Source organism: Streptomonospora arabica (assembly GCF_039531585.1).
GTDB lineage: Bacteria > Actinomycetota > Actinomycetes > Streptosporangiales > Streptosporangiaceae > Streptomonospora > Streptomonospora halophila.
Map to the genome: position 1 here is coordinate 69,587 of NZ_BAAAQI010000001.1, position 25,891 is coordinate 95,477.

25 protein-coding genes are annotated in these 25,891 nt (G+C 73.2%); 16 read left to right on the forward strand and 9 right to left on the reverse strand.

Annotated features, from left to right (window positions below; genetic code table 11):
- Positions 1–61: 61 nt before the first annotated feature.
- Both ABD284_RS00305 and ABD284_RS00310 read right to left on the reverse strand, forming a co-directional pair.
- Positions 62–235: a DUF397 domain-containing protein gene (locus ABD284_RS00305; protein WP_344139482.1), complete on the reverse strand. Its 174-nt coding sequence runs from the start codon at positions 233–235 to the stop codon at positions 62–64.
- Positions 235–1,026 carry a helix-turn-helix domain-containing protein gene (locus ABD284_RS00310; protein WP_344139485.1) on the reverse strand — a complete coding sequence of 264 codons (792 nt, stop codon included), beginning with the start codon at positions 1,024–1,026 and terminating at the stop codon, positions 235–237. The genes ABD284_RS00305 and ABD284_RS00310 overlap by 1 nt, the downstream gene beginning before the upstream one ends.
- A 106-nt stretch (positions 1,027–1,132) precedes the next feature.
- Here ABD284_RS00310 and ABD284_RS00315 point away from each other — a divergent pair, with 106 nt between their 5' ends.
- The gene (locus ABD284_RS00315; RefSeq protein WP_344139488.1) at positions 1,133–1,399 is read left to right on the forward strand and encodes a hypothetical protein; all 267 of its coding nucleotides are present in this window, start codon (positions 1,133–1,135) and stop codon (positions 1,397–1,399) included.
- A 107-nt stretch (positions 1,400–1,506) separates the two neighbouring features.
- Here the strand turns inward: ABD284_RS00315 and pspAB are convergent, their stop codons facing one another.
- The 4 genes from pspAB to ABD284_RS00335 form a co-directional block, all read right to left on the reverse strand.
- Complete coding sequence (gene pspAB / locus ABD284_RS00320) at positions 1,507–2,097, reverse strand: PspA-associated protein PspAB (protein ID WP_344139491.1); 591 nt, start codon at positions 2,095–2,097, stop codon at positions 1,507–1,509.
- A gap of 80 nt (positions 2,098–2,177) precedes the next feature.
- Positions 2,178–3,098, reverse strand: coding sequence for a zinc metalloprotease HtpX (gene htpX, locus ABD284_RS00325; protein WP_344139494.1), 921 nt, complete (start codon positions 3,096–3,098; stop codon positions 2,178–2,180).
- 301 nt (positions 3,099–3,399) lie between these two features.
- Complete coding sequence (gene pspAA, locus ABD284_RS00330) at positions 3,400–3,684, reverse strand: PspA-associated protein PspAA (RefSeq protein WP_344139497.1); 285 nt, start codon at positions 3,682–3,684, stop codon at positions 3,400–3,402.
- Positions 3,681–4,535, reverse strand: a complete 855-nt coding sequence (locus ABD284_RS00335) for a PspA/IM30 family protein (protein WP_344139500.1) — start codon at positions 4,533–4,535, stop codon at positions 3,681–3,683. The genes pspAA and ABD284_RS00335 overlap by 4 nt, the downstream gene beginning before the upstream one ends.
- Before the next feature lie 268 nt (positions 4,536–4,803).
- On the opposite strand from ABD284_RS00335, the gene ABD284_RS00340 reads away from it, so the two are divergent.
- Together ABD284_RS00340 and ABD284_RS00345 are read left to right on the forward strand one after the other, a co-directional pair.
- Entirely contained in the window at positions 4,804–5,283 is a 480-nt protein-coding gene (locus ABD284_RS00340; protein WP_344139503.1) for a DUF3043 domain-containing protein, read from the forward strand.
- A 69-nt stretch (positions 5,284–5,352) separates the two neighbouring features.
- Positions 5,353–6,351, forward strand: a complete 999-nt coding sequence (locus ABD284_RS00345; RefSeq protein WP_344139506.1) for an aldo/keto reductase family protein — start codon at positions 5,353–5,355, stop codon at positions 6,349–6,351.
- Between the two features lie 109 nt (positions 6,352–6,460).
- On the opposite strand, the gene ABD284_RS00350 is transcribed toward ABD284_RS00345, so the two are convergent.
- Entirely contained in the window at positions 6,461–6,667 is a 207-nt protein-coding gene (locus ABD284_RS00350) for a hypothetical protein (protein WP_344139509.1), read from the reverse strand.
- A 282-nt stretch (positions 6,668–6,949) separates the two neighbouring features.
- Here ABD284_RS00350 and ABD284_RS00355 point away from each other — a divergent pair, with 282 nt between their 5' ends.
- The 9 genes from ABD284_RS00355 to ABD284_RS00395 all read left to right on the forward strand — a co-directional run bounded on the left by ABD284_RS00355 (position 6,950) and on the right by ABD284_RS00395 (position 18,553).
- Complete coding sequence (locus ABD284_RS00355; protein ID WP_344140746.1) at positions 6,950–7,993, forward strand: bifunctional adenosylcobinamide kinase/adenosylcobinamide-phosphate guanylyltransferase; 1,044 nt, start codon at positions 6,950–6,952, stop codon at positions 7,991–7,993.
- Positions 7,994–8,595: 602 nt separating this feature from the next.
- On the forward strand, positions 8,596–9,432 hold the full coding sequence (locus tag ABD284_RS00360; protein ID WP_344139512.1) for an adenosylcobinamide-GDP ribazoletransferase: 837 nt from the start codon (positions 8,596–8,598) through the stop codon (positions 9,430–9,432).
- A 456-nt stretch (positions 9,433–9,888) separates the two neighbouring features.
- Positions 9,889–11,391, forward strand: coding sequence for a leucyl aminopeptidase (locus tag ABD284_RS00365; protein WP_344139515.1), 1,503 nt, complete (start codon positions 9,889–9,891; stop codon positions 11,389–11,391).
- Between the two features lie 137 nt (positions 11,392–11,528).
- The gene (gene lpdA / locus ABD284_RS00370) at positions 11,529–12,908 is read left to right on the forward strand and encodes a dihydrolipoyl dehydrogenase (protein WP_344139518.1); all 1,380 of its coding nucleotides are present in this window, start codon (positions 11,529–11,531) and stop codon (positions 12,906–12,908) included.
- 75 nt (positions 12,909–12,983) lie between these two features.
- On the forward strand, positions 12,984–14,480 hold the full coding sequence (sucB, locus tag ABD284_RS00375; RefSeq protein WP_386699102.1) for a 2-oxoglutarate dehydrogenase, E2 component, dihydrolipoamide succinyltransferase: 1,497 nt from the start codon (positions 12,984–12,986) through the stop codon (positions 14,478–14,480).
- A 318-nt stretch (positions 14,481–14,798) separates the two neighbouring features.
- Positions 14,799–15,689 carry a TIGR01777 family oxidoreductase gene (locus tag ABD284_RS00380; protein WP_344139522.1) on the forward strand — a complete coding sequence of 297 codons (891 nt, stop codon included), beginning with the start codon at positions 14,799–14,801 and terminating at the stop codon, positions 15,687–15,689.
- A gap of 28 nt (positions 15,690–15,717) precedes the next feature.
- Positions 15,718–16,434, forward strand: coding sequence for a lipoyl(octanoyl) transferase LipB (gene lipB, locus ABD284_RS00385; RefSeq protein ID WP_344139525.1), 717 nt, complete (start codon positions 15,718–15,720; stop codon positions 16,432–16,434).
- A gap of 57 nt (positions 16,435–16,491) precedes the next feature.
- On the forward strand, positions 16,492–17,433 hold the full coding sequence (gene lipA, locus ABD284_RS00390; RefSeq protein WP_344139528.1) for a lipoyl synthase: 942 nt from the start codon (positions 16,492–16,494) through the stop codon (positions 17,431–17,433).
- 370 nt (positions 17,434–17,803) lie between these two features.
- Entirely contained in the window at positions 17,804–18,553 is a 750-nt protein-coding gene (locus ABD284_RS00395) for a DUF4191 domain-containing protein (protein WP_344139531.1), read from the forward strand.
- Between the two features lie 195 nt (positions 18,554–18,748).
- On the opposite strand, the gene ABD284_RS00400 is transcribed toward ABD284_RS00395, so the two are convergent.
- Positions 18,749–19,195 (reverse strand): RDD family protein, encoded by a 447-nt coding sequence (locus ABD284_RS00400; RefSeq protein ID WP_344139533.1) that lies wholly within the window; start codon positions 19,193–19,195, stop codon positions 18,749–18,751.
- A 291-nt stretch (positions 19,196–19,486) separates the two neighbouring features.
- On the opposite strand from ABD284_RS00400, the gene glnA reads away from it, so the two are divergent.
- Complete coding sequence (glnA, locus tag ABD284_RS00405; RefSeq protein ID WP_344139536.1) at positions 19,487–20,911, forward strand: type I glutamate--ammonia ligase; 1,425 nt, start codon at positions 19,487–19,489, stop codon at positions 20,909–20,911.
- 228 nt (positions 20,912–21,139) lie between these two features.
- The gene (locus ABD284_RS00410) at positions 21,140–21,475 is read left to right on the forward strand and encodes a hypothetical protein (protein WP_344139539.1); all 336 of its coding nucleotides are present in this window, start codon (positions 21,140–21,142) and stop codon (positions 21,473–21,475) included.
- 150 nt (positions 21,476–21,625) lie between these two features.
- On the opposite strand, the gene ABD284_RS00415 is transcribed toward ABD284_RS00410, so the two are convergent.
- Positions 21,626–24,637: a bifunctional [glutamine synthetase] adenylyltransferase/[glutamine synthetase]-adenylyl-L-tyrosine phosphorylase gene (locus ABD284_RS00415; protein ID WP_344140748.1), complete on the reverse strand. Its 3,012-nt coding sequence runs from the start codon at positions 24,635–24,637 to the stop codon at positions 21,626–21,628.
- Positions 24,638–24,881: 244 nt separating this feature from the next.
- Here ABD284_RS00415 and ABD284_RS00420 point away from each other — a divergent pair, with 244 nt between their 5' ends.
- Both ABD284_RS00420 and ABD284_RS00425 read left to right on the forward strand, forming a co-directional pair.
- Positions 24,882–25,205: a DMT family transporter gene (locus ABD284_RS00420; protein ID WP_311543447.1), complete on the forward strand. Its 324-nt coding sequence runs from the start codon at positions 24,882–24,884 to the stop codon at positions 25,203–25,205.
- Complete coding sequence (locus ABD284_RS00425; RefSeq protein WP_345555203.1) at positions 25,202–25,777, forward strand: TetR/AcrR family transcriptional regulator; 576 nt, start codon at positions 25,202–25,204, stop codon at positions 25,775–25,777. The genes ABD284_RS00420 and ABD284_RS00425 overlap by 4 nt, the downstream gene beginning before the upstream one ends.
- Positions 25,778–25,891 lie beyond the last annotated feature (114 nt).

Sequence of the window (25,891 nt, forward strand, 5' to 3'; positions counted from 1 at the left end):
GCTTGCGAGGCGGGATGCGCGACCGCCGGGTCTTCCGAAGGGCGAAGGGGGACTTGGGCGCCTAAAGGTCGTCGATTCCCGCGAGGAACGCGTGCCACTCGTCTGAGGGGAATGAGAGGTGTCCTTGCTCGCGATTCTGCGTGTCGCGAACGAGTGTCTCGATGCCCTCGGCGACCTCGACGCAGTTATGCCCAGACGAGTCGCTGTAGGTGCTCTTGTGCCATTCAGAGGTCATTACAACCGTCCTTGAAGATTTCTGATCAAGCGGACACTGTCTCTCGGTGACATCGCCTCAGCCTGCAAGGCAGCGAAGATCGTCCACAACTCCGAGACCTTCTCGGGTTCGCCGATGGTCATCCCCCCTAACGGGTGCTCCACGTAGGCAAGCGACTGCGTGTCACGCAAGGCGCTTACCCGGAAGGGCGGATACAGCCCTGCATCCACGGACGCATCCGGCAGTACCTGGACTCTCACGCCGTCTCGGGCCAGCCTAGCCAGGTGGCGAAGCTGGGCGGCCATGACCCCGGTACCACCCACCACGCGGGCGAGAACGGAACTGCGGATCACGAACCACAGCAGCGGGCGCCCCGGCGCGATCTTCCCGAGCCGTTCGGTGCGCACACGCGCCACCTCGTTCACCTGCTCCGGGGAGCGCCGACTGTGGCTGGTACTGAGGATCGCGCGGGCGTACTCGTGCGTCTGTAGCAGCCCGGGAATCACGATGGGCTGATACTCCCGAATCTCCGCTGCCCGGCCCTCGACCTGCAATACGTCCCGGAATTCGGGGGGCACCTCCTGGTGCTCGGTCAGCCGCCCCCACAGCTTCCTAAGAATCCCACCTGTGGCAAGCGCACTGTCCAGCGTGTCCGCGTGGTCCGCTTTCGGCTTGCGCGCCCCTTTCTCGAGTGCCGATATCTGCTGCCTGCTCAGCAGGGCGGAACGCGCTAGTTCTTGCTGCGTCTTCCCAGCTAGAGACCTCTGTCGTGCAAGTTCAGCGCCCCATTGGATCCACGCGTCATCCACCATGGCCCCATCATGCCCCGACGCGCCACACGCTGCCACGGATTCCCATTGTCGCTAGGAAACTGTGGCATCTCTGGTAGATCCGTCACTGTGGCATCAGCCTGCATTCATGGGCGAACTTGAAATCCTCGAAATGATCACAACCGAAGCACGGAAACGCGGTATAGCGCTCAAGCGCGGTCGCGGCTACAGTGTCGCGATCGCCGGGACCACGGTGACCGCTACGGACAATCTTGCGTCCTTCCCCACGTCGACCGGCGCGACGCGGCACATCGCAGTGCTGGACCGCCTGGGGGCGGCGAAGGTGGTCGACCTGGTGGTGGCCGACGCCGACCCGGCCGCCGTGTTCGCGCACAAGCGGCGGGCGCGCACGTGAGCGCCGCTCCGCGGCTCCGCACGGCGCGTGTCCGCCCGTACGTACGGCGCCGCCACCCCGGTCCGCCCGCTTCCGAACGTGCGCCCTCCCGGCCGCCGGGCGGCGGGTTACAGGCCGGGGGCTCCGTAGACGGGGAACCAGCGGGCCTTGTCCCGCTCGACGGCGAGGTCGTCACCCACCGCGGCCTCCACCTGCAGCTCCAGGGCGTTGTCCCGCCGCTGGCCGACCAGGGGTGCGAACGGGTAGAAGGTGCCGCGCTTGTAGAGGTAGACGAGCGCGACCCGGCGGCCCCCCTCGTCGGCGAAGGTGACGAGCGAGCACAGCAGGGAGGGCCCGTAGCCGTGGGTCTCCAGGGAGGAGTTGACGGCGTGGATGTCGGTGACCAGCTCGCTGATACCGCCGGACGCGGGATCGGCCGGTTCGTCCGGCGCCTCCATCACCAGCCAGGTGTAGCCGTACTCGTCGGCCGTCGCCTCGATGCGGGGACCGCCGTCGGCGTTGAGGAGGTCGGTGACGCTCTGCTGCAGCTCGCTGAAGGCCTGCCCCTCGGCGGGGCGGAAGGCCACCGAGCCGGTGCCGGTGGGCCGCAGGCCCGCGGTCGCCTGCAGCGTGATGGCGGCCGAGGGAAGGCCGAACAGGGCGTCGAGGTCGGGCTGAGCGGGCTTGGAACGGCCCAGCAGGGCGCGCAGGAAACTCATGTCGGGTCCTTCCCCGTGTTCGGCTGTCCGTGGGTGCTCCGCCCGCCCCGGCGGCCGTGCGCCGCCGCGGCGCCGCGCGCTCAGGCCCCGGTCCCCAGCTGCCGGGATATGTCGGAGAGCTGGGACAGGCGCTGCTCGATGGGCGGGTGGGTGGAGAAGAGCTGGCTGAGGCTGAACCCCTTCTTGGAGACCGCGGGGGTGAAGAAGAAGGCGTTGAACGGCTCGGCCCGGCGCAGGTCGTTGGTGGGGATGCGCGCCATGTCCCCGTTGATCTTGGTCAGTGCGCTGCCCAGCGACGAGGGGCGTCCGGTCAGGTAGGCGGCTGCGCGGTCGGCGGAGAGCTCGCGGTAGCGCGAGAGGACCCGTGTCAGCAGGAAGCTCAGGACCCACACGATGGCGCTGACCAGCACCACCAGCAGGGCGACGACCGCCGGCGCGGGCCCGTTGTTGTTGCTGCGGGCGCCGCCGCTGAACAGGGCAAAGCGCAGGCCCATCTGGGTGAGGAACCCGGCGATGATGCCCAGGAAGCCGGCGATCGTCATGACCATCACGTCGCGGTGGGCGACGTGGCTCAGCTCGTGCGCGAGGACGGCCTCCAGCTCGGCGGTGTCCAGGCGGCGCATGATGCCGGTCGTCGCGCAGACGACCGCGTTCTTCTGGTTGTGGCCGGTCGCGAAGGCGTTGGGGACGTCGGTGCGTGCGATCGCGACCTTGGGCTTGGGCATGTCGGCCATCGCGCACAGCCGGTCGACGACGGCGTGCAGCTCCGGCGCCTCGGCCGGCGACACCTCCCGCGCACCCATGGAGAACACGGCGATCTTGTCGGAGGCGAAGTACTGGAAGGCGGCGAAGCCGAGCACCACCAGGACCAGCAGCCACAGCGGCATGCCCACCAGGTACAGCGCGATGACGAACGCCACGTAGAGGATGCCCAGTAAGGACATGGTGGCGACCATGCGGGTGGTCAGCCCGCGGTCGGGCGTGAACTTCGAACCAGCCACGGCGGCGCTCCTCGGTCCGCTTGCACGGTCCGGTCCCGGCGGCGGCCGGGTCCGCCGGCCGGAGGCGCGCCGCGGATCGACGGCCCTGCTCATCCGACCGGACATCTGCAGTCTAGTCAGCGGCGACGGCGTACCCGGAGTGCCGCAGCCGCGCGTTGGGCGGGGAGAGGGCGGCGCCGGTGCGCGGACGCCCGGGGCCCGCTCCGGCGAGGCCCGGAAACGCCGATGGCCGCCGCGCGGCGCGCGGCGGCCATCGCGGGCAGCCGACCGGGAGGCGGGCCGGGAAAAGGCGCTCCCGGTGTCAGGAGAGGTCGGGGATGAGTCCTTCGTCACCGAGCATGGCGCGGACCTCCTCCATGCTGGCGTCCGCGTGCGGCAGGATGAACTGCGACGGCTCCAGGGAGTCCGGCGGCAGCGGCTTGCCGTCCTGGCGGACCCGCTCCAGCAGGTCGTGCAGGGCCTGGCGGAAGGTGTCCTCGCTGTCGGACTCGAGGGCCTCCTCAAGGATGCGGTCGAAGCGGTTGAGCAGGTCCAGGTCTGCGTCGGTGAGGTCGAGCTGCCCCTCCCCCATGATCCGTACGATCATGCTCCCTCCCCCTGGCGGTAGGGCTGGGTCTGGCCGCCGCTGGCACTGCTGCCGTTGGTGCCGCTGCCGTTGGCCGTGCTGCCTCCGGCGCCGCCCGTGCCGCCCGAGGAGGCGGTGCCGCCCTCCTCGATCTGGGGCGCGGGGGCCGAGCCCCCGCCGAGTTCCTGCTTCATCCGCTCCAGCTCCAGCTCGACTCCGCTGGAGCTGGCCATGCGGTCGAGCTCGGACTGGATGTCGTCGCGGGAGCTGCCGCTGACGTCGTCGAGGGCGCCCGATTCGAGGAGCTCGTCGACCGCGCCGGCGCGGGCCTGCATCTCGGCGGTCTTGTCCTCGGCGCGCTGCACCGCCATGCCGACGTCGCCCATCTCCTCGGAGATGCCCGAGAACGCCTCGCTGATCTGGGTCTGGGCCTGGGCCGCGGTGTAGGTGGCCTTGATGGTCTCCTTGCGGGTGCGGAAGGAGTCGACCTTGGCCTGCAGGCGCTGGGCGGCCAGGGTCAGCTTCTGCTCCTCGCCCTGCAGCTGCTCGTGCTGCTGGCGGAGTCCGTCGATCTGGGACTGCAGGCCGGACCGGCGGGTCAGTGCCTCGCGCGCGAGGTCCTCGCGGCCCTGCTCCAACGCCTGGCGGCTCTGGGTCTCAAGCTTGCCCGACTGCTGCTCCAGCTGCTGCACCTGCAGCTCGACCCGCTTGCGGGAGGTGGCGACGTCTGCCACGCCGCGCCGGACCTTCTGCAGCAGTTCGAGCTGCTTCTGGTAAGAGTAGTCGAGGGTTTCGCGCGGGTCCTCGACGGAGTCCATGGCCCGGTTGGCCTTGGACTTGAAGATCATGGAAAGTCGCTGAAACACGCTCATCGGCGTGGCCGTCCCCTTCTCGGTCCGTGTATCGGCTGTTCCCGGCGGGCGCTGCATCCAACCCTACGCTCTCGGGCGGAGGGTCGCCATGAAGCTCGGACCGGCTACCCTGGTAGACGTGTTCCGACGTCGCTCCGTTCCCGCATCCGAAGATCCGGCCGCGTCCGGCCCTGCCACTGCTGAGGCCACCCAACCTAAGGGATATACCCCGAAGAAGGGCGCGCCAACGCCCAAGCGCCGCGAATCCGCACCCGCGCTGCACCGGCCGGTGAACGCCCCCCAGACCCGCAAGGAGGCCTACCGCGCCTGGCGCGAGCGCCAGGCGCGCGACGTCCCGCGCGTCAAGCGCGCGAAGGGGGCCCCTCCCGGCGAGGAGCGCAACTTCCGCCCGCAGGACCTCGGCCCGGTGCGCGCCTACGCGCGCGATGTCGTCGACTCCCGGCGCAGCATCAGCGAGTACTTCCTGTACTTCTCGCTGGCCATCATCGTGCTGCTGTTCCTGCCGCTGCCCGAGTTCCAGGTCGTGGTGACCTACGTGGTGTGGCCGGCCATGATGGTCACGATCATCGTGGAGGGCGTCTTCGTCGCCAACCGCGTCAAGCGCCAGGCGCGCGAGCTGTTCCCCGACGACGGCTCGGTGCGCGGCGCGGGCTGGTACGCGGCGGTGCGCCAGCTCCAGGTCCGGCGGCTGCGCCTGCCCAAGCCCAGGGTCAAGCCCGGCGAGCCCGTTCCCGCCCCCAGGCGCTGACCGGCCGCGGGCCCGGCACGCCCACCCTTCCGATGGGCCGCCCGCCCGCACCGGCGTAAGGTGCTCGGCATGGAATTCCGGCATCTTGGCAACAGCGGTCTGGTCATCAGCGAGATCGCCTATGGGAACTGGATCACCCACGGTTCCCAGATCGAGGAGGAAGGGGCCGCCGCGTGCGTGCGCGCGGCGCTGGACGAGGGCATCACGACCTTCGACACCGCCGACGCCTACGCGCAGGGGCGCGCCGAGGAGGTCCTGGGCCGGGCGCTGAAGGGCGAGCGCCGCGACGGCCTGGAGATCCTCTCCAAGGTCTTCTGGCCGACGGGCCCGGGCAAGAACGACCGCGGCCTCTCCCGCAAGCACATCGTGCGCAGCTGCGAGGACTCGCTCCGCCGGCTGGGCACCGACTACCTGGACCTCTACCAGGCGCACCGCTTCGACTACGCGACCCCGCTGGAGGAGACCCTGCGGGCCTTCGACGACCTGGTGCGCCAGGGCAAGGTCTGCTACATCGGGGTCTCGGAGTGGCGGGCCGAGGAGATCGAGCGGGCGCTCACGCTCGCCGACGAGATGGGCCTGGACCGGATCGTCTCCAACCAGCCGCAGTACAGCATGCTGCACCGGGTCATCGAGCCCGAGGTGGTTCCGGCCAGCCGGCGCGGCGGGCTGGGCCAGATCGTGTTCTCCCCCATCGCCCAGGGCGTGCTCACCGGCAAGTACAAGCCGGGCCAGGAGGCGCCGGCCGGCTCGCGTGCGACCGACGAGACCGGCGGGCGGTTCATCAGCCGCGTGCTGAAGGACGACGTACTGGAGCGCGTCCAGCGCCTGGTCCCCCTCGCCGAGGAGGCCGGGCTGACCATGGCCCAGCTGGCGGTGGCCTGGGTGCTGCAGAACGACAACGTCTCGGCGGCGATCATCGGCGCTTCGCGGCCCGAGCAGGTGGGCGACAACGCCGCGGCCGCGGGCGTGCGCCTCGACGAGAGCCTGATGGCCCGCATCGACGAGGCCCTCGGCGACGCCGTCCAGCGCGACCCCGCGCTCACGGTCAGCCCGCCCCAGCGGCCCTGAGCGAACCGGCCCCTTCCGGCCGGGCCGGAAGGGGCCGCCGCCCGCGGGCCGCAGACTGACGTGCCCCGCTGCGCGCCGCCTCCGGGCGGGCGCGCGGCGGGGGCTCCGCTCAGGCGGGGTCGTCCAGGCTCATCGTGTACACCGGGCGCTCGTCCTCCAGCAGCGTGACCCGCGAGGCGCCCCCGTCGACCAGCTCGCGCCAGGTCTCGCCCAGCCAGCTCTCGGCGTCGCCGCGCGAGGAGAACAGCTCGCGCGGCAGGGCCCCGTCCTCCAGGGGCTTGCCGTGCTCGGTCTCGTACCGCCAGCTCCAGGCCATGGGCCGCCCTTTCTCATGTCCGACTCGCGCTGCCGGCGCCCGTACCGGCGCCGGAGACGGTTCCGAGCATAGGCTGTGCCCGCGGAGCGCCACCGCTCCCGGCGCGCGTCGCCGCAGTGCGCCCTGCGCGCCGCGGGCCCGCCCCGCCGTCCCCGCCCCCGATGCAATTGACTGGCCAACGTGCGAATCCGACTTTCCGGTACTTCCGGCCCCGAAGGCTGGCCCGCACCCCACTGCCGCTGCGCATCGTGCAACCGCGCCGCGGAGAACCGCCGCGTCCCCCTGCGGGTCACCGTCGACGACGCGCTGACGCTGCGCGAACCCGGCGCGGGTCCGGTCTCGGCTCCCCCGTCCGGATACACGGTCGAGGTCACCCCCTACGGCACACGCGTCGAGGGCCCCGGCGGCGGGCGACTGCTGCTCGCCAGCCCGGACGCGCCGGCCGACGGTCCCGCGCCCTCGCCGCGCCCCGACCCGCAGGACGCCGGGGGCTGGACGGCCGAGGCCGCCTCCGCCCCCGGTACCCCCGCGCACCAGGTCGACGTGGCGATCGTGGACGTCGGTGCGTCGCCCGCCGCGATCGGGGCCCTGCGCCGGGCGGGCGTCGCCGCCACGACCACGGCGGTCCTCGCGGTGGGCGGCGACCACCGGGTGCACTCCCCCGCGGAGTTCGACCGCCGCGCACGGCTGTGGGGCGCCTCGGCGCCGTTCGACGGCCAGGAGCAGTGGTGCCCCCCGTCGGCCTGGCCGCCCGAGCGCGCCCACGGCCCGCACCGCGTGCTGGTCACCGGGGGTGCCCGGTCGGGGAAGTCGGCCGAGGCCGAGACGCGCCTTCTGGGCGAGCCCGAGGTCACCTACCTGGCCACGGGCCCCCGGCCGGGCGGCGGGGAGGACGACGGCGACGAGGGGGACCGGGCGTGGGCCCGCCGCGTCGCGCTGCACCGGGCACGGCGGCCCTCCTGGTGGAAGACCGAGGAGTCCCCGGACGCGGCCGCCGCGCTGCGCGAGGCGCGGGGCGCCGTCCTGTTCGACTGCGTGGGCACCTGGCTGGCCGGCGCGATGGAGTCGTGCGGGCTGTGGCAGGAGCCGCCGCCCTCGGGCGCCGAGGACGAGCTGGCCGCACGCGTCGACGAGCTGGTGGAGGCCTGGCGCCGCTGCCCGGCCTACCTGGTCGCGGTGACCAACGAGGTGGGCTCGGGCGTGGTGCCGGCGACGGCGAGCGGCGGACTGTTCCGCGACTGGCTGGGGCGGGTCAACCAGCTCCTGGCGGCGGAGTCGGAGGAGGTCGTGCTCGCTGCAGCAGGACGCGTCGTCGAGCTGCGCTAGGACACGCTCGGCGGATCGCCGCCCTGCCGAGCGGCACCCCGGCACGCCCTCGCGACCTTCCCTCCGCAAGCGGCAGAAGTCCCCTTTGACGCTGGTGCCGCACCGGTCCGGGCTGACCGCTCGCAGCAGAAGTCCCCGCCCCCCACTGTGCAGGGATGCGCAGCCCGCCAGGGAAAGGGCGCTCCCTCCCCAACCCCGCGAAAGCGGCACCCCCGCGCAGCGCCGCGACGGCGCCCACCCCGCAAGATCAGACTCCCTGAAGCAAGCCCGGCAGCAGCGCACCGCCCTCTCATGTGCGAGGCGCACACGAACCCCGCCCGCTGCCGACGGACACGGCGAACACGCCCTCGGGCGCCCTCGGCGGATCGCCGCCTTGCCGAGCGGCTGCGTAGGGTGGGTTCCGTCCGCGCCGCATCCTCGGCGGTCGGCGGACTCCCCGGCTCCTTACCTCCCCGGCCCCTTACCTTCGCGGCGACGGCGGCACCCGCCGGACCGGGCCCGGCACGAAGGCCGCGGCGGCGCGTGGAGGGCGCCGGTCGCACCGCCGCGCCGGCCCTTCCGGCGGCCGCGGGTCCCGCCCAGTGACGAAAGGGAAACACGCGATGCCCCCAGCCGACGGCGCGGAACCCGCCGGGGGCGGCTCCCGCGGCGGCCCCCTGCGCGACTGCCTCGACGGGCTGCGCATGGCGGGCGGAACACTGACCGCGGTGCCGGTCGCGGCTCCGCGGGTGGACCGCGCCGTGGCGGGCTGGGCGATGGCCCTCGCGCCGCTGGTGGGCGCGGCGCTGGGGACCGCCGCCGCGGCCGTGCTGGCGGCCGCGCTGCTGGTCGGCCTGCCCGGCTTCCTCTCCGCCGTCCTGGCGGTGGGCTCGCTCGCACTGCTGACCCGCGGGCTGCACCTGGACGGCCTGGCCGATCTCGCCGACGGGCTCGGCAGCGGTCGTCCGGCGGAGGGCGCCCTGGAGATCATGCGGCGCTCGGACATCGGGCCCTTCGGCGTCATCACTCTGGTGCTGGTGCTGTTGATACAGACGGCGGCGCTGGGAGCCGTCGCCGACTCCTCGCCCGCCGCCGCGGCCGCCGCGCTGGTGGCCGCGGCTGCGAGCGGCCGGCTGGCGATCACCTGGGCGTGCACCCCGCGCGTACCCTCGGCGCGCCCGGAGGGCCTGGGAGCGTTCGTGTCGGGGACCGTTCCGTACTGGGCGGCGGCCGCGGCGACCGGGGCGGTCGTGGCGGTGTCCGCGCTGGCGGGGCTCGCGGGCGGCGGCGCGTTCGCGCTTTCCTGCGCCCTCGCCGCCGCGGCGGGCCCGGCCGCCGCCGCGCTGCTGCTCGCCCGCGCGCTGCGCCGTACCGGCGGCATAACCGGCGACACCCTGGGGGCGCTGTCCGAGACCGCGACGACCGCCGCGCTGCTGGTCACGGCCGCTGCCGCCGCCTGAGCCCGCGGCGGCGGAGCCCGGCTGCCGCTCCCGCCTCCCCGCCTCGGCGTACCGGCGGGTGGCACGTGTTGCCATCCTCACATCTCTTCACAGCCGCCGCGCTGCCGCGTCCGCCCGGGGCGGCACCGGCGGCGCCCGCCCGGCGCGCACGCCGCGGCGTGCGCCTCCGGCACGCCGCGGTGCCGCCGAAGCGCACCGCACACGCACCGCACCCCGAACCGCCGCCGGGCCCGGATCGCGGCGACGCCCGCGTGAGCGGGGCCGACGGCGCGGTCTCCGCTCCGCGGGGCGCGCGGCCGCTCCCGGCCCCGGGCGCCGCCTCCGTCCGCCACCATTCGCCTCCGCCGCCGCATACGGCCGCCAGGACCGCGGCGCATTCCGGCGTTCTGCGCACGCGCGCGGCCACGCCGCGGGCGCGGTGCCCGGCGGCACGTCACAAGGGCTAGCATCGGGGACGTGAGCACGTCGTTGTCAGTAATTACGGAATCCCCCGGTTCGCTCGACGTCGACGCGGTGGTGGTCGGTTACCATCCGTCGGACGACGGACCCCAGCCCGCGTCCGGCGCCGACAGCGTCGACGCCGCCTTCCCCGGCGGCCTGGCCAAGACGCTGTCGCTGCTCGGAGCGACCGGTGCCGCCGAGGAGGTGCACAGCGTCCCCACCCAGGGCACGCTGACCGCTCCGGTCGTGATCGCCGTCGGCCTCGGCGCCCCGCCGCCGGGCGGCGCGCCCGGCCCCGACGCCGTCGCCCGCGCCGCCGGAGCCGCGCTGCGGTCGCGCGGGGCCAAGCACACCCGGATCGCCCTCGCTCTGCCCGCCGACACCCCCGAGCTGGTGCACTCGGCCGCGCTGGGCGCCCTGCTCGGCGACTACTCCTTCACCCGGTACCGCACCGGCGAGGACACCCGCGACCCCGCCGCGGAGCTGCTGGTCGCCAGCACCGCCGCCGGCGCGCGGGAGGCCGCCGAGCGCGCGAGCACCCTCGCCGGAGCCGTCAGCCTCAGCCGCGACCTGGTGAACACCTCCCCCGCCGACCTCGTACCCGAGGACCTGGCGGACATCGCCGCCCAGGTGGCGCGCGAGAACGGCCTGGCCGTCGAGGTCCTCGACGAGCACGCGCTGGCCGAGGGCGGCTACGGCGGCCTGATCGGCGTCGGCCAGGGCTCGGCCAACCCGCCCCGCCTGGTCCGCCTGGAGTACACCCACCCCGAGGCGAGCAGCACCGTGGCGTTCGTCGGCAAGGGCATCACCTTCGACTCCGGCGGCCTCTCGCTGAAGCCGGCCTCCGCGATGGACTGGATGAAGTCCGACATGGGCGGCGCCGCGGCGGTCCTGGGCGCCATGCGCGCCATCGCGCAGCTGGGCCCGGCCGTCAACGCCGTGGCCTACCTCGCCATCGCCGAGAACATGCCCGGCGGCAGCGCACAGCGGCCCTCCGACGTGCTGACGATCTACGGCGGCACGACAGTCGAAGTCCTCAACACCGACGCCGAGGGACGCCTGGTTATGGCCGACGCGCTGGTGCGCGCCCACGAGGACTCCCCCGACCTGATCGTGGACGTGGCCACCCTCACCGGAGCCCAACTGGTCGCGCTGGGCACGCGGGTGTTCGCCGTCATGGCCAACGACGACGGTGTGCGCGAGGACGTCGTGGCCGCCGCCACCGAAGCCGGTGAGCAGTCCTGGCCCATGCCGCTCCCCGCGGAGCTGCGCAAGGGGCTGGACTCCTCCGTGGCCGACATCGCCAACGTCGCCGGCGAGCGCTGGGGGGGCATGCTCAGTGCGGGCGTCTTCCTCAAGGAGTTCGTCGCCGACGGCACGGCCTGGGCGCACCTGGACATCGCCGGCCCCGCCTTCAACCAGGGCGGCCCCTTCGGTTACACGCCCAAGGGCGGTACCGGCGCCGCCACCCGGACCCTGGTGCGGATCGCGGAGAACCGCTCCGCACGCCGGACCTGACGCGGAAGCCGAACCACGGCGACCGCAGCTAGTACGCGAACAGCGGCGGCATCCGGGTAGCGGACCCGGACCGCCCTCCGCGCGGACTCGTCCGAACCAGACGAACACTTACATCCACATCAAGGAGTGTCCTTCCCGTGAGTGAGAACGGCGGCACCTTCGACCTGGTGATCCTGGGAGCCGGCAGCGGTGGCTACGCCGCCGCCATCCGCGCCTCCGAGCTGGGCATGAAGGTCGCCCTGATCGAGAAGAACAAGCTCGGGGGCACCTGCCTTCACGTCGGCTGCATCCCCACGAAGGCGCTGCTGCACTCGGCCGAGGTCGCCGACGCGGCGCGGGACAGCGAGACGTTCGGCGTCAAGGCCGACTTCCAGGGCATCGACATGCCGGGCGTCAACGCCTACAAGGACAAGGTCGTCAACCGCATGTACCGCGGCCTGACCGGCCTGATCAAGGCGCACGGCATCACCGTGGTCGAGGGCGAGGGCCGGCTCACCGGGCCGGACGAGGTCACCGTCGGCGGCGCCGTCTACAAGGGCGCCAACATCCTGCTGGCCACCGGTTCCGTTCCCAAGACCCTGGGCCTGGACATCGACGGCGAGAAGGTCATCACCAGCGAGCAGGCGCTGGAGATGCAGAGCGTCCCCCAGTCGGTGGTGGTGCTGGGCGGCGGCGTCATCGGCGTCGAGTTCGCCAGCGTCTACCGCTCCTACGGCGCCGAGGTCACCATCGTCGAGGCGCTGCCGCACCTGCTTCCGCTGGAGGACGAGTCCACCTCCAAGCAGCTGGAGCGCGCGTTCCGCAAGCGCGGCATCAAGTACGAGCTGGGCACCCCGTTCGAGAGCGTCAAGACCACCGACTCCGGCGTCAGCGTCTCGCTCCAGGGCGGCGGCAAGCCCCTGGAGGCCGACGTCCTGCTGGTGGCCATCGGCCGCGGGCCGGTCTCGGAGGGCCTGGGCTTCGAGGACGCCGGCGTCCAGCTGGAGCGCGGCTTCGTCCAGGTCGACGAGAACCTGCACACCGGCGTGGGCAGCATCTACGCGGTGGGCGACCTCATCCCCACCCTGCAGCTGGCCCACGTCGGCTTCGCCGAGGGCATCTACGTCGCCGAGCAGATCGCCGGGCTGAACCCGCCGGCCATCGACTACGACGGCGTGCCCCGCATCACCTACTCCGAGCCCGAGGTGGCCTCAGTGGGCCTGACCTCCGCCAAGGCCAAGGAGAAGGGGTACGAGACCGTCGAGCTGGACTACAACCTCGGCGGCAACGGCAAGAGCCAGATCCTGCAGACGCAGGGCTCGGTCAAGGTCATCGCCCAGAAGGACGGCCCCGTGCTGGGCGTCCACATGATCGGCTCCCGCGTGGGCGAGCTGACCGCCGAGGGCCAGCTCATCTACAACTGGGAGGCCCTGCCCTCGGAGGTGGCCCAGCTGGTCCACCCGCACCCGACGCAGTCGGAGGCGCTGGGCGAAGCGCACCTGGCACTCGCCGGAAAGCCGCTGCACGTCCACGAATGAGGCGACCGCGGGGCGGGCTGGGGCTCGCCCCGCCTTTTTCTTCCCCGCGTTCCGCACGTCCATTTAAGAGGAACCATGCCGACTTCCGTTTCAATGCCCGCACTGGGCGAAAGCGTCACCGAGGGCACAGTCACCCAGTGGCTGAAGCAGGAGGGCGACACCGTCGAGGTCGACGAGCCCCTCCTGGAGGTCTCGACCGACAAGGTCGACACCGAGATCCCCTCCCCGGCGGCCGGGGTGCTGAGCAAGATCCTCGTCGCCGAGGACGAGACCGTGGAGATCGGCGCGGAGATCGCGATCATCGGCGGGGAGGGCGAGGACTCCGGTGAGTCCGGCCAGGGCGGCGGCGCCACCGCGCAGCCCCCCGCCCCTGAGCCCGAGGAGCCCGCGTCCGACCCCGCGGAGAGCCCGGCGCCGCAGGCCGAGGAGTCCGCGCCGGAGCCCGAGCCGGAGCCGGAGCCCGCTCCCCAGCCGGCTGCGCGGCCCGAGCCCGAGGCGGAGCCGCAGGCCGCCCCGGAGCCCCAGCGCGGCGCGCCTGCCGAGGCCGCGCAGCGCCCCAGCCGCGAGGACGTCACCCCGCCGGTGGACGTGGAGACGGTCAGCGGCACCGGCCGCTCCGCGGGTACCGACGCCGTCACCGAGGCCTACGTGACGCCGCTGGTGCGCAAGCTCGCCGCCGAGGAGGGTGTCGACCTCTCCACGGTGCAGGGCACCGGTGTCGGCGGCCGCATCCGCAAGCAGGACGTGCAGGACGCCGCCCGCAAGCGCCGCGAGGCCCCCGCCGGCGGCGGCACCGCACCGCAGGCGCCCGCGCGCACCCGCCGCCCGGCGGCCGCCGACACCCAGCTGCGCGGCACGACCGAGACCATGTCGCGGCTGCGCCAGACCATCGCCGACCAGATGGCCGAGTCGCTGCGGATCTCGGCCGAGGTCACCCAGGTGATCGAGGTCGACGTCACCACCGTCGCCCGGCTGCGCGAGCGCGCCGCCGCGGAGTTCGAGCAGCGCGAAGGCGTGGAGCTCGGCTTCTTCCCGTTCATCGCGCTGGCCGCGGTCGAGTCGCTCAAGGCCCACCCCAAGCTCAACGCGGTCATCGACAGCAGCAGCTACGAGGTCACCTACCACAGCATCGAGAACCTGGGGATCTCGGTCGACACCGAGCCCGGGCTGCTCGTGCCGGTGATCAAGGACGCCGGCGACCTCAACCTGGGCGGGCTGGCCCGCAAGATCGCCGACCTCAGCGAGCGCGCGCACACCGGCAGCCTCAGCCCCGACGAGCTGAGCGGCGGCACGTTCACGCTGGCCGACACCGGTGAGGTGGGCGCCCTGTTCACCACCCCGATCATCAACCAGCCGCAGGTCGGCATCCTGAGCACCGGCGCGGTCGTCAAGCGCCCGGTGGTGGTCGACGACCCCGAGCTGGGCGAGGTCATCGCGGTGCGGTCGATGATGTACATGGCCCTGACCCACGACCACCGGCTGATCGACAGCGCCGACGCCGCGCGCTTCCTGCAGGACATCCGCGAGCGCATCGAGGAAGGCGCGTTCGAGTCCGAGGTCGGCCTGGCCTAGGCTCCGGCGGCGCCCCGCGAGCGGGCGCCGCGCACAAGCGGACGGGGCGGTGCCCGAGACCGGGTACCGCCCCGCTTTTTACCCCACCATTCACCATCCCCCTGGTGATCCCCATCACCAAAGGTCTGCGCCGCGGAACCCGACGGTTACGTTGAGTCCCGCGGCGCTAACACTACGGTATTTCACCCGTGCTTGTCGCGTCGGAGTTTGGCGGAAACCGGCCACGGGCATCGCGCTCACGCGGGCCGGACCGCCCCGGCCCTCCGGCGGCCCCGCCTCGCGGGCGCCGCGGACGGCGCAGGGGGTAGCTTGGCGGCCATGCGCGTAGCGATCACCGGGGCCTCGGGACTCGTCGGCTCCGCACTGGCCGGCTCCCTCACCGACGACGGCCACGAGGTCGTCCGCATGGTCCGGCGCCCCGCCCGCCACACCGGCGAAGCGGAGTGGCGCCCCGAGAGCGGATACGTCGACACCGGCCGCCTCGCCGGCGCCGACGCGGTCGTGCACCTGGCCGGCGCCCCGATCGGCCCGGCCCGCTGGACGCGCCGCTACAGGCGGCTGCTGCGCGAGAGCCGCATCGCGGGCACCCGCACGCTGGCGGTCGCGCTGGCGGGCATGGACCGGCCGCCGCCGCGCCTGGTCTCGGGCTCGGCCGTGGGCTACTACGGCGACACCGGCGCCGTCCGCACCGGGGAGGACGGTCCGCGCGGCCGCGGGTTCCTCGCCGAGCTGGTCGCCGACTGGGAGGCCGCCACCGCCCCGGCCGAGGAGGCGGGCCTGTCCGTGGCGCATGCGCGCACGGGCGTGGTCCTCGCGCGCTCGGGCGGCCTGCTGGGCACGCTGCTGCCGCTGTTCCGGCTGGGGCTGGGCGCGCGCCTGGGCAGCGGGCGGCAGTACATCTCGTGGATCGCGCTGGCCGACGCGGTGGGCGCGCTGCGGTTCTTGATCGAGCGGCCCGACATCACCGGCCCGGTGAACCTGGTCGCGCCCGAGCCGGTCACCAACGCCTCCTACACCCGGTACGTGGCGCGCGCGGTGGGCAGGCCCGCCGTGCTCGCCGTTCCGGGATTCGCGATGCGCGCCGCGCTGGGCGGCTTCGCCGACGAGGCGGCGCTCGTGAGCCAGCGTGCGGTGCCCGAACGCCTGTCGGCCGAGAGGTATTCCTTCCGCCGCCCCGGGCTGGCCGGTGCCCTATCCGACATCGCCTGAGCCCTGGCCGGGGCATATGGTGGGATGTATGAGTGAGCTCGTCTTCGTCCGCCTCGGCGAGACCCCGGTGCCCTTCCACGAGGGCTGGGACCTCCAGAAGCGGGTGCACGCCGACCGCGTCGGCGACCTCATCCCCGACACCGTCCTGGTGCTGGAGCACGAGCCGGTCTACACGGCGGGCAAGCGCACCGGCCGCTGGGACCGCCCGCTGACCGATCCCGGCGCCCCCGTCGTCGACATCGACCGCGGCGGCAAGCTCACCTGGCACGGCCCCGGCCAGGCCACGGTCTACCCGATCGTGCGGCTGGGGCAGCCGATCGACGTCGTCGGCTACGTGCGGATGCTGGAGGAGGCCCTCATCCGCGCCATCGCCGAGTTCGGTCTGGAGGGCAGGCGGGTCGAGGGCCGCACCGGAGTCTGGCTGGCGGCCGACCCCGACCGCGGTCTGGCCGAGCGCAAGATCGCCGCGATCGGCTGCCGGATCGCCAGCGGTGTCGGTATGCACGGGTTCGCGCTGAACTGCGACAACGACCCGTCCTGGTTCGACCGGATCGTGCCCTGCGGCATCACCGACGCCGGGGTCACCTCGCTCTCCGCCGAACTGGGCCGCGACGTCTCGGTCGCCGATGCCGTCCCCGTCGTCGAGCGCCACCTGGCCGCCGTGCTGGGCGCCACCGGCTACCGCGTGCAGGACAGCGCGCCCGAGCCGGTCCGCGGTGCCGAGCCGGAGCCCGCGGGCGCCTGAGCCGGGCCGCCGTACCACGAACTCCCCACAAGGGAAGCAGGAAAGGAAGGGTCCGCGTTGACCGTCACTCCTGAGGGCCGCAGGCTGCTGCGGATCGAGGCCCGCAACAGCGAGACGCCCATCGAGCGGAAGCCGCCCTGGATCAAGATCAAGGCGAAGATGGGGCCGGAGTACTCCGAGCTGCACTCCCTGGTCAAGCGCGAAGGGCTGCACACGGTCTGCCAAGAGGCGGGCTGCCCCAACATCTACGAGTGCTGGGAGGACCGCGAGGCCACCTTCCTCATCGGCGGCGACCAGTGCACCCGGCGGTGCGACTTCTGCCAGATCGCCACGGGCAGGCCCAGCCCCCTGGACCGCATGGAGCCCACCAAGGTGGCCGAGTCGGTCCGCAAGATGGAGCTGCGCTATGCCACGGTCACCGGTGTGGCGCGCGACGACCTCGACGACGGCGGCGCCTGGCTCTACGCCGAGACCGTCCGCAAGATCCACGAGCTCAACCCGGGCACGGGCGTCGAGCTGCTGATCCCCGACTTCAACTCCGACGACGAGCAGCTGGGCGAGGTCTTCGGGTCCCGGCCCGAGGTGCTCGCGCACAACATCGAGACGGTGCCGCGGATCTTCAAGCGGATCCGTCCGGGCTTCCGCTACGAGCGCTCGCTGGAGGTCATCGGCAAGGCGCGCGCCGACGGGCTGGTCACCAAGTCCAACCTGATTCTGGGCATGGGCGAGGACCGCGCCGAGATCAGCGAGGCGATGCGCGACCTGCACGAGGCCGGGTGCGACCTGCTGACCATCACCCAGTACCTGCGGCCGTCCAAGCTGCACCACCCCATCGACCGCTGGGTCAGGCCCGAGGAGTTCGTCGAGCTGTCGGAGGAGGCCGAGGAGATCGGCTTCGCCGGTGTCATGTCCGGGCCGCTGGTGCGCTCCTCCTACCGCGCCGGGCGCCTGTACCAGCAGGCGATCGAGAAGCGCGAGCGGGTCGCCGCGGGCAGCTGAGGCCACGCCGGGCCCGCGGGGGCTCGGGGCGCCCCGGTCGGCGGGCCGCACCGGCGTTCCGGCGTACGCGCCGCCGACCGCGGCCGGCGCGGACGGCGCCACCGGTGACAACGTAACCAAGCTGAGACGGCGGCCGAGGGGCCGCCGTCTCACGTCCGCCCACCGGCGGCCCATATCCTGAAAGGGACGCGGGACGGACCGCCGCCCCCGGCCCGGGCGGCCGGCGGCGGTCCTGCACCGGCCAGACGAGCTGCGGCGCGCCCGATGCGAGCGGGACGCGGCCGACGAGCAGGGTTCGACCGATAGGAGGACGGGCAGGAGAGGGGTTCCCCCGCCGGCGCACCGCCGGTGCGCCCTGCCTGGAAATGCAATGGCGAAGAAGCCCAAGGACACCAAGGCCACCGCGACCCCGGCGCAAGGCGCCTCCGGCCAGGACGGGGCGCAGAAGCCGCCCGGCCGGCTCAAGCAGTTCGGCATGGTCGTCCGAGTGGTCCACCGGCAGAGTCCGCGCACCATCCCCATCGCGGTCGGGATCTTCCTGGCGGTGCTCGCGCTGGCCGTCGTAGGCGGAACCGTCTTCGGCGGATGGCTGTACTGGGGGCCGCTCGGGTTCGGCGTGGCCTTCCTGGCCGGCTTCTTCTACTTCACGCGCGCCACGCAGCGCCTCCAGTACCAGATGCTGGACGGCCAGCTCGGCGCCGCGACCGCGGTGCTGGACAACATGCGCGGCGACTGGACCAACGAGCCCGGCGTCAACGCCAACCGGCAGATGGACGTCGTCCACCGCGCGGTGGGGCGGCCCGGCGTGGTGCTGGTGGGCGAGGGCGACCCCGCACGGCTCAAGGGGCTCATCGCCGCGGAGAAGAAGAAGGTCGCGCGCGTCGCCTCCAACACGCCCATCTACGACCTGCAGGTGGGCCACGGCGAGTCCCAGGTGCCGATCGCCCGGCTCCAGCGCCGGCTGGTGCGTCTGCCGCGCAACCTGGACAAGGGCGAGGTCGCCGAGCTGCGCTACCGCCTCAAGGCGCTGCCCGGCGGGATGCAGATGCCCAAGGGGCCCATGCCCAAGGGCGTGCGGATGCCCAAGGGGCCCAAGGCTCCCGGCGGCGGCGGACGCTGAGACGGCCTTCCGGGCGAAGCGCCCGGCGGGCGCGCCCGAGGGCGCCGGTGGCCCGGCGGAGCCTCGGGCCGGCTGCGCCGGGGACCGGACCGGCGGGCGGGGCCGTGGCCGCCCAGATCCGCGGGGCCCTTCACTGCGCGGGCCGCGCCGAACGGTGGCCCGGGTGCCGCACCTGCGTGCCGCCGGGCGCCCGCCTCACATGCGCCGGGTGACGGTGCCGGCCGCACGGTCGTGCAGGCCGCGGTGGTCACGGTCGTAGACCACGGCCGGGATGACCAGGCAGAGCAGGACCGTGCGCACCACCATCGCGACGGGCCACGGCAGCGCGCGCTCGCCGGTGGAGGCGACCTCGGTACCCACCATCCGCTTGCCCAGCGTGGTGCCGAACACCGACAGCATCGCGGCGGTGTAGACGGCGAACAGCACCAGCGCCGCGCCGGAGGCGAACGTGGTGTCCTGGGGGTCGCCGCGCAGCCCTCCGGTGGCCGCCGAGGCGACGAGGGCGCACAGCAGCCAGTCCAGGACCAGGCCCGACAGCCGCCGGCCGATCCCCGGCACGGAACCCGACCCGAACTCGGTCATGCCCAGACGGCTGCCGCGGTAGCGGAACTGCGCCTGACCGGCGCCTCCGGTGTTGGCCATGGACACAACGGTATCGGCACACACAGGCGGTTCCGGTCGTCCCGCAGGCACCGCGAGCGGTGTCCGCACCCCTCCCGCGTGTCCGGTTTCACCGTGTTATCGCCGCTCATGCACGATAGGCAGGGTAAACGCCGAGCTCCGTAACGCGCAGGAAACATTGGAGACATGGACCGGAAATCGCCTGCTCCTAGCGTCGTTGACGTAGCCGGGAGGTCGCTGGGCCGGAGCACGGTACCGCAATGGCGCGGGGCACGGACCGTGCGACCTCTTTCACCTGCACGGAGGTAACCCTTGTTCAGCAGCGCCGAAGAACTACTGGCCTTCGCCCGGAACGAGGACGTCAAATTCCTCGACGTCCGATTCACCGACCTGTTCGGGGCAGCGCACCACTTCACCCTCCCCATCGAGCACGTCGATGAGGGAACCTTCGACGAGGGCCTGATGTTCGACGGTTCGTCGATCCGGGGCTTCCAGGCCATCCACGAGTCCGACATGCTGCTGCTGCCGGACCTCGCGACCGCGGTCCTGGACCAGTTCCGCGAGCACAAGACGCTGAACCTCACGTTCTTCGTGCACGACCCCTTCACCCGCGAGTCCTACAGCCGCGACCCGCGCAACGTCGCCCGCAAGGCCGAGGCCTTCCTGAAGAGCACCGGCATCGCCGACACCGTCTTCGTCGGCCCCGAGGCCGAGTTCTACATCTTCGACGACGTGCGCTTCCAGACCCAGGAGAACGCGAGCTTCTACTACATCGACTCGATCGAGGGCGCCTGGAACACCGGCACCCGCAACGGCGAGTCCAACCTGGGCTACCGGCCGCGCTACAAGGGCGGCTACTTCCCGGTCGAGCCGGTCGACCACTACAGCGACCTGCGCTCGACGATGGTGCGCAACCTCATCGACGCCGGCATGGACGTCGAGATCCAGCACCACGAGGTGGGCACCGCCGGCCAGGCCGAGATCGACTTCAAGTTCGGCACGCTGCTCAAGACGGCCGACAACGTGCAGCTCTACAAGTACATCGTCAAGAACACGGCGTACTCCAAGGGCAAGTCGGTCACCTTCATGCCCAAGCCGGTCTTCGGCGACAACGGCTCGGGCATGCACTGCCACATGAGCCTGTGGAAGGACGGCGCCCCGCAGTTCTTCGACGAGTCGGGCTACGCGCAGCTGTCGGACATGGCGCGCTACTACATCGGCGGCCTGCTCAAGCACGCTTCGGCGCTGCTCGCGTTCACCAACCCGACGGTGAACTCCTACCACCGCCTGGTTCCGGGTTACGAGGCCCCGATCAACCTGGTCTACTCGCAGCGCAACCGCTCCGCCTGCATCCGCATCCCGCTGACCGGGTCCAACCCCAAGGCCAAGCGCCTGGAGTTCCGGGTGCCCGACCCCTCGGCCAACCCCTACCTGGCCTTCGCGGCGATGCTCATGGCCGGCATCGACGGCATCAAGAACAAGATCGAGCCGCCGGAGCCGGTCGACAAGGACCTCTACGAGCTGCCCCCGGCCGAGGCCGAGGCCATCGAGAAGGTGCCCGCCTCGCTCGACGCCGCTCTGGACGCCCTTGAGGCCGACCACGAGTTCCTGGTCGAGGGCGGTGTCTTCACCGAGGACCTGATCGAGACCTACATCGACTACAAGCGCACCGAGGAGATCGACTCCCTCCGCCTGCGCCCCCACCCGCGCGAGTTCGAGCTGTACTACGACATTTAACGTCGCTGCAGGTCAGCGCACGTAAGCGCTGATCCGGGCCGTACTCGGGCCGTCGCCCGCACCTGGCAGGGGGTGCGGGCGGCGGCCCTTCGCCCTCCCGGGGCCGGAGAGTTTCGCCGCTGCCCTCCGGCACCGGGCGCGCGGGTGCCGGCGGCGCTGCCGAAATGTGATGGCGGGGCGGCCCGGGGGCGACACCTCGTTACTACAGGTCGTAGTAGCGTCGGGTGCATGGACTTCATCAACTCGGTACTCGTCTTCCTGCACCTGCTGGGGATGGCGGGCATCATCGCGGGATTCATGCTCCAGCTCATCGCCGGACACGCCGCGGGCCCCAAGAGCATCCTGCATAGCTCGCTGCTGCAGCTGGTGACCGGGCTGCTGCTGACCGGGCTGGCCGAGATGGGCGACGGTCCGGTCGACCACGCCAAGATCGGCGTCAAGCTCGTCGTCGCCCTGGCGGTGACGGTCGTGGCGATCCTCGACGTCCGCAGGCCCGACAAGCGCCTGGCGATCACCGCGGGCGCCCTCGCCGTCGTGAACGTGGCCGTGGCGGTGTTCGTCTAGCCTCTCCCCCGCCTCCGGGCGCGAACGCACCACCGGAGCACCTCCGCGCGCGGCGCGGCGGTGCTCGTTTCGCGTTCCGCGCCCCGCTCGCCGACGGCAGGCCTCCTCGCCGCTCGGACTCCTCGCGCCCGGCCCCGCGGGCTCTGCGGCTCAGTCGTCGTAGAAGACGCGCTCCATCACCGCGCGCGCCCGGCGCGTGGCCTGGCGGTAGTCCTGCACCATGCGGCCGACCGCGCCCTCGTCACCGTCGTCCCGGTAGCCCAGCGCGCCTGCCAGGATCGCCTGGTCGCGCAGCGGCTTGGGGATGGAGTCCGACGGCTTGCCCCGCACCAGCATGATCGCCCCCCGCACGCGGGCGGCCAGGCACCAGGCGGCCTCCAGGGTGGCGCCGTCCTCTGCGTCGAGCAGACCGTGTCCGACCGCCGCGTGCAGCGCCTCCAGCGTGCCCGTGGTGCGCAGTTCGGGCACCTCGTGGGCGTGCCGGAGCTGGAGGAGCTGGGCGACCCACTCGACGTCGGAGAGCCCGCCCCGGCCCAGCTTGGTGTGCGTGGCGGGATCGGCGCCGCGGGGCAGCCGCTCGGCCTCCATGCGGGCCTTGAGCTTGCGGATCTCACGCACCTGCGTGTCGCCGACGCCGCCGTCGGGATAGCGCATCGGGTCGATGATCCGGGCGAAGCGCTCACCGACCTCCGCGTCGCCGGCGACGGGCGCGGCGCGCAGCAGCGCCTGGCTCTCCCAGGTCGCCGACCAGCGCCGGTAGTAGGCGGCGTAGGAGTCCAGGGTGCGCACCATCGCACCGCTGCGGCCCTCGGGGCGCAGGTCGGCGTCCAGGAGCAGCGGCGGGTCGTGCGCCGGCATCTCCAGCAGCCGCCGCAGCTCCCGCACGATCGCGTCGGCGGTCTCGGTGGCGGCCACCGGGTCGGCCCCGGGCAGCGGCTCGTGCACGAAGACCACGTCGGCGTCGCTGGCGTAGGTCAGCTCCCGGCCGCCGAAGCGGCCCATGCCCACCACGCACAGCCGCGTCTGCGGCTCCTCGCCGCGCTGGTCGGCGACCCGCGCGCGAGCGGTGCGCAGTGCGGCCTCGATGGTCACCACCGTGATCGCGGTGAGCGCGTCGCCCACCGCTGCCACCGGCGAGACGTCCAGCAGGTCGGCCAGCGCCGTGCGCAGCAGCTCGCGGCGGCGCAGCGCCCGCACCGCCGCCACGGCGTTCTCGGCGGTGCCGTGGCGGCGCAGGGCGGCGTCGGCCTCGGCCACCAGCGCGTGCGTGGGCCGCTGCACCAGGTCGGCGTCGTCGGCCAGGACGGCCACCGCCTCGGGCGCCCGCAGCAGCAGCTCGGTGACGTACCGGCTGGTCCCCAGCACCCAGGCCATGCGCTCGGCCACCCGCACGTCGTCGCGCAGCAGCCGCAGGTACCAGGGTGTGCCGCCCAGCGCTTCGCTGACCTTGCGAAAGCCCAGCAGCCCGGCGTCGGGGTCGGGGGCGTCGGAGAACCAGCCCAGCATCACCGGCAGCAGCGTGCGCTGTATGGACGCCCGCCGCGACACCCCCGATGTCAGCGCCTCCAGGTGGCGCAGGGCCCCGGACGGGTCGGCAAAGCCCAGCGCGCTGAGCCGGTCGCCCGCCTGCTCCAGGGTGAGCCGCTGCTCGCCCTCGGGCAGGCGCGCCACGGCGTGCAGCAGCGGGCGGTAGAAGAGCTTCTCGTGCAGGCGCCGCACCTCGGCGGCGACGCGGCGCCAGGCCGACATGAACTCGGTGACGGGGTTGGCGCCGTAGCCCATGGCCCGGCCGAGCCGGCGCAGCTGCTCGGCGCCGTCGGCGCTGTCGGGGTCGGGCAGCAGGTGCGTGCGGCGCAGCCGGTTGAGCTGGAGCAGGTGCTCGACTCGGCGCAGGAAGCGGTAGGCGTCGGCGAGGCCGGCCGCGTCGTCGCGGCCCACGTACCCGCGCGAGGACAGCGAGTCGAGCGCGGCCAAGGTGTTGCCCGAACGCAGCGCCGGGTCGCTGCGGCCGTGCACGAGCTGGAGCAGCTGCACCGAGAACTCGATGTCGCGCAGACCGCCGCGGCTGAGCTTGATCTCGCGCTCGGACTCGGCGGGCGGGATGTGGGCGACCACGCGGCGGCGCATCGACTGCACGTCGTCGACGAAGTTGTCGCGGCCGGCGGCCTGCCAGACCATCGGCTCGATCGCCTCGGCGTAGGCGGCGCCGAGCGCGGCGTCGCCGGCGATGGGCCGGGCCTTCAGCAGCGCCTGGAACTCCCAGGTCTTGGCCCAGCGCCGGTAGTAGGACACGTGCCCCGACAGCGCGCGCACCAGGGGCCCGTTCTTGCCCTCGGGGCGCAGCGCGGCGTCGACCTGCCACAGGGTGCCCTCGGGGCCGGTCTCGGAGGGGATGCGCATCGTCTCGGCCGCCAGGCGCGCCGCGGCGCGCATCGCCGCCTGGTCGTCCTCGGCGCCGTCGGCGGGCTCGGCGACGAAGACGACGTCGACGTCGCTGACGTAGTTCAGCTCGCGGCCGCCGCACTTGCCCATGCCGATGACCGCCATCCGGCACAGCGCGGCCTGCTCGGGGTCGTCGGCCCGCGCGATCGCCAGCGCCGCGTCCAGCACCGCGGCGGCCAGGTCGGCCAGTTCGGCGCCGACGGTCTCCAGGTCGGCGGCGCCCGTGAGGTCGCGCCCGGCCAGCCGCAGCACGCGCCGGTGGTAGGCGACTCGCAGCGCGTGCGCAGGGCCGGCGGGGTCGTCGACCTTCTCCGCGGCGACGGGCGCCGCGGCGTTGGGGTCGGCGCCGACGATGTGCAGCATGCCGGCCCGCAGCGCGTCGGGGCCGGGCGCACGGGCGGCGTCGGCGCCGCGCAGCTCGCGCCAGTCGCCGGGATGGCGGACCAGGTGGTCGGTGAGGGCGGTGCTGGCGCCGAGGACCTTGACCAGTCGGGCGCTGAGATCGGGGTCGGAGCACAGTGCGTCGAGCAGCTCGTCGGGCTCGGCGCAGCACTCCAGCAGGCGGGTCAGGCCCAGGAGAGCCTGATCGGGGTCGGCGGCGGCGCCCAGTTCGTCGACGACGGCGGCGTGGCGCCCGGGATCGAGTCCGCAGTCCGCCAGCAGCCGCACCGCCCGCGCGCCGTCGCCGAAACCGCGCCTCGCCAGCGCACCGGCCGTCATGGTGAAAGTCTCCCGAGCCACGCTGATCACGGTAGCCGCCCGCGGCGATCCGCCGGTAGGCTGATCTAGTTGAACACACGTTCAACTTTCTCGCCGGCCTCCGGGGTCGCGGCGGACGGCGCGCGAGGGCGCCGGCCGTCCGGAGCCCGCGCCCGGCGTGCCGGTGCGGCCGCGTCCCGCCTCCGCACCGCCCCCAGCACACCCGGCCCCGCTGCGGCCGGGCCGGAAGGAAAGAAGGCCGTCCATGACGTGGCTGCTGCTGTTGGCCGCGATCGCCGCCGAGGTCACCGGCACGATCGCGCTGCGCTTCTCCGACGGGTTCACGCGCCTGGTGCCCACCGCGGTCGCGCTGGCCGGATACGGCGCGGCCTTCTGGCTGCTGGCCCAGGTGCTGGTCCGCGGCATGAACATCGGGGTCGCCTACGGGGTGTGGGCGGCGCTGGGGGTGTCGCTGGTCGCGGTGATCGGCGCCGCCTTCCTGGGCGACGGCCTGACCTGGATCCAGGGCGGCGGCATCGTCCTGGTCATCGCGGGCGTGCTCGCCCTGGAGCTGGGAGGGGCGCACTGACCACCGAAGCCGCCGCCGACGGCCGCCGGGCGCGGGGCGAGCGCAGGCGCGCCGAACTGATCGCCGCGACGCTGCGCGTCGTGGAGGCCGGCGGGGTCGCCGGGGTGACCCACCGCGCCGTGGCGCGGGAGGCGGGCGTACCGGCGAGCTCGGCGGTCTACCACTTCGCCACCCTCGACGACCTGCTGGTGGCCGCGCTCACCTCGGCGACCGACACCTACGTCGAGCAGTTGCACGCGATGGCCCGGCAGCACGAGGACGTCCCGGCGGCGCTGGCCGGCCTGGTCGCCGACGGTGCGGTGACCGACCGCCGCCGCGCCCTGGCCGAGTGCGAACTGACCCTGCTGGCGGTGCGCCGCCCGGCGCTGCGCCCGGTCGTGCGCCGCTACCTCACGGCGCTCACCGAGGCCGTCGCCCGCTGCACGGGCGATCCCACGGCCGTCCGCGCGGCGGTCGCGGCCGTCGACGGCCTGTTCCTGCAGGGGCTGCTGGACGAGCGCGGGGTCGAGGCGGCGGAGATCCGCGCGGTGCTCACGCACATCCTGGGCGCGGGCGAGGACAGCGGGCCCTGAACCGAAGGGCCACTGCCCCGGCGGCCCGCAACACCGCCCCGCTGGCGGACGCGCGAATGCGAGACACGATCTTCCCGCAAGCCTTCCCGGACCCGTCCCCACATCCCGCCGCTG

What these genes read in the sequence shown, in the direction of transcription:
- ABD284_RS00360 (WP_344139512.1), top strand. Translation starts at nt 8,596, where the DNA reads ATGCCCCCAGCCGACGGCGCGGAACCCGCCGGGGGCGGCTCCCGCGGC.
- lipB (WP_344139525.1), top strand. Translation starts at nt 15,718, where the DNA reads ATGAGTGAGCTCGTCTTCGTCCGCCTCGGCGAGACCCCGGTGCCCTTC.
- ABD284_RS00350 (WP_344139509.1), bottom strand. Translation starts at nt 6,667, where the DNA reads ATGGCCTGGAGCTGGCGGTACGAGACCGAGCACGGCAAGCCCCTGGAG.
- ABD284_RS00315 (WP_344139488.1), top strand. Translation starts at nt 1,133, where the DNA reads ATGGGCGAACTTGAAATCCTCGAAATGATCACAACCGAAGCACGGAAA.
- ABD284_RS00420 (WP_311543447.1), top strand. Translation starts at nt 24,882, where the DNA reads ATGACGTGGCTGCTGCTGTTGGCCGCGATCGCCGCCGAGGTCACCGGC.
- ABD284_RS00395 (WP_344139531.1), top strand. Translation starts at nt 17,804, where the DNA reads ATGGCGAAGAAGCCCAAGGACACCAAGGCCACCGCGACCCCGGCGCAA.
- ABD284_RS00345 (WP_344139506.1), top strand. Translation starts at nt 5,353, where the DNA reads ATGGAATTCCGGCATCTTGGCAACAGCGGTCTGGTCATCAGCGAGATC.
- ABD284_RS00310 (WP_344139485.1), bottom strand. Translation starts at nt 1,026, where the DNA reads ATGGTGGATGACGCGTGGATCCAATGGGGCGCTGAACTTGCACGACAG.
- ABD284_RS00400 (WP_344139533.1), bottom strand. Translation starts at nt 19,195, where the DNA reads ATGGCCAACACCGGAGGCGCCGGTCAGGCGCAGTTCCGCTACCGCGGC.
- ABD284_RS00380 (WP_344139522.1), top strand. Translation starts at nt 14,799, where the DNA reads ATGCGCGTAGCGATCACCGGGGCCTCGGGACTCGTCGGCTCCGCACTG.
- pspAA (WP_344139497.1), bottom strand. Translation starts at nt 3,684, where the DNA reads ATGATCGTACGGATCATGGGGGAGGGGCAGCTCGACCTCACCGACGCA.
- ABD284_RS00415 (WP_344140748.1), bottom strand. Translation starts at nt 24,637, where the DNA reads ATGACGGCCGGTGCGCTGGCGAGGCGCGGTTTCGGCGACGGCGCGCGG.
- sucB (WP_386699102.1), top strand. Translation starts at nt 12,984, where the DNA reads ATGCCGACTTCCGTTTCAATGCCCGCACTGGGCGAAAGCGTCACCGAG.
- ABD284_RS00335 (WP_344139500.1), bottom strand. Translation starts at nt 4,535, where the DNA reads ATGAGCGTGTTTCAGCGACTTTCCATGATCTTCAAGTCCAAGGCCAAC.
- ABD284_RS00410 (WP_344139539.1), top strand. Translation starts at nt 21,140, where the DNA reads ATGGACTTCATCAACTCGGTACTCGTCTTCCTGCACCTGCTGGGGATG.
- ABD284_RS00305 (WP_344139482.1), bottom strand. Translation starts at nt 235, where the DNA reads ATGACCTCTGAATGGCACAAGAGCACCTACAGCGACTCGTCTGGGCAT.
- pspAB (WP_344139491.1), bottom strand. Translation starts at nt 2,097, where the DNA reads ATGAGTTTCCTGCGCGCCCTGCTGGGCCGTTCCAAGCCCGCTCAGCCC.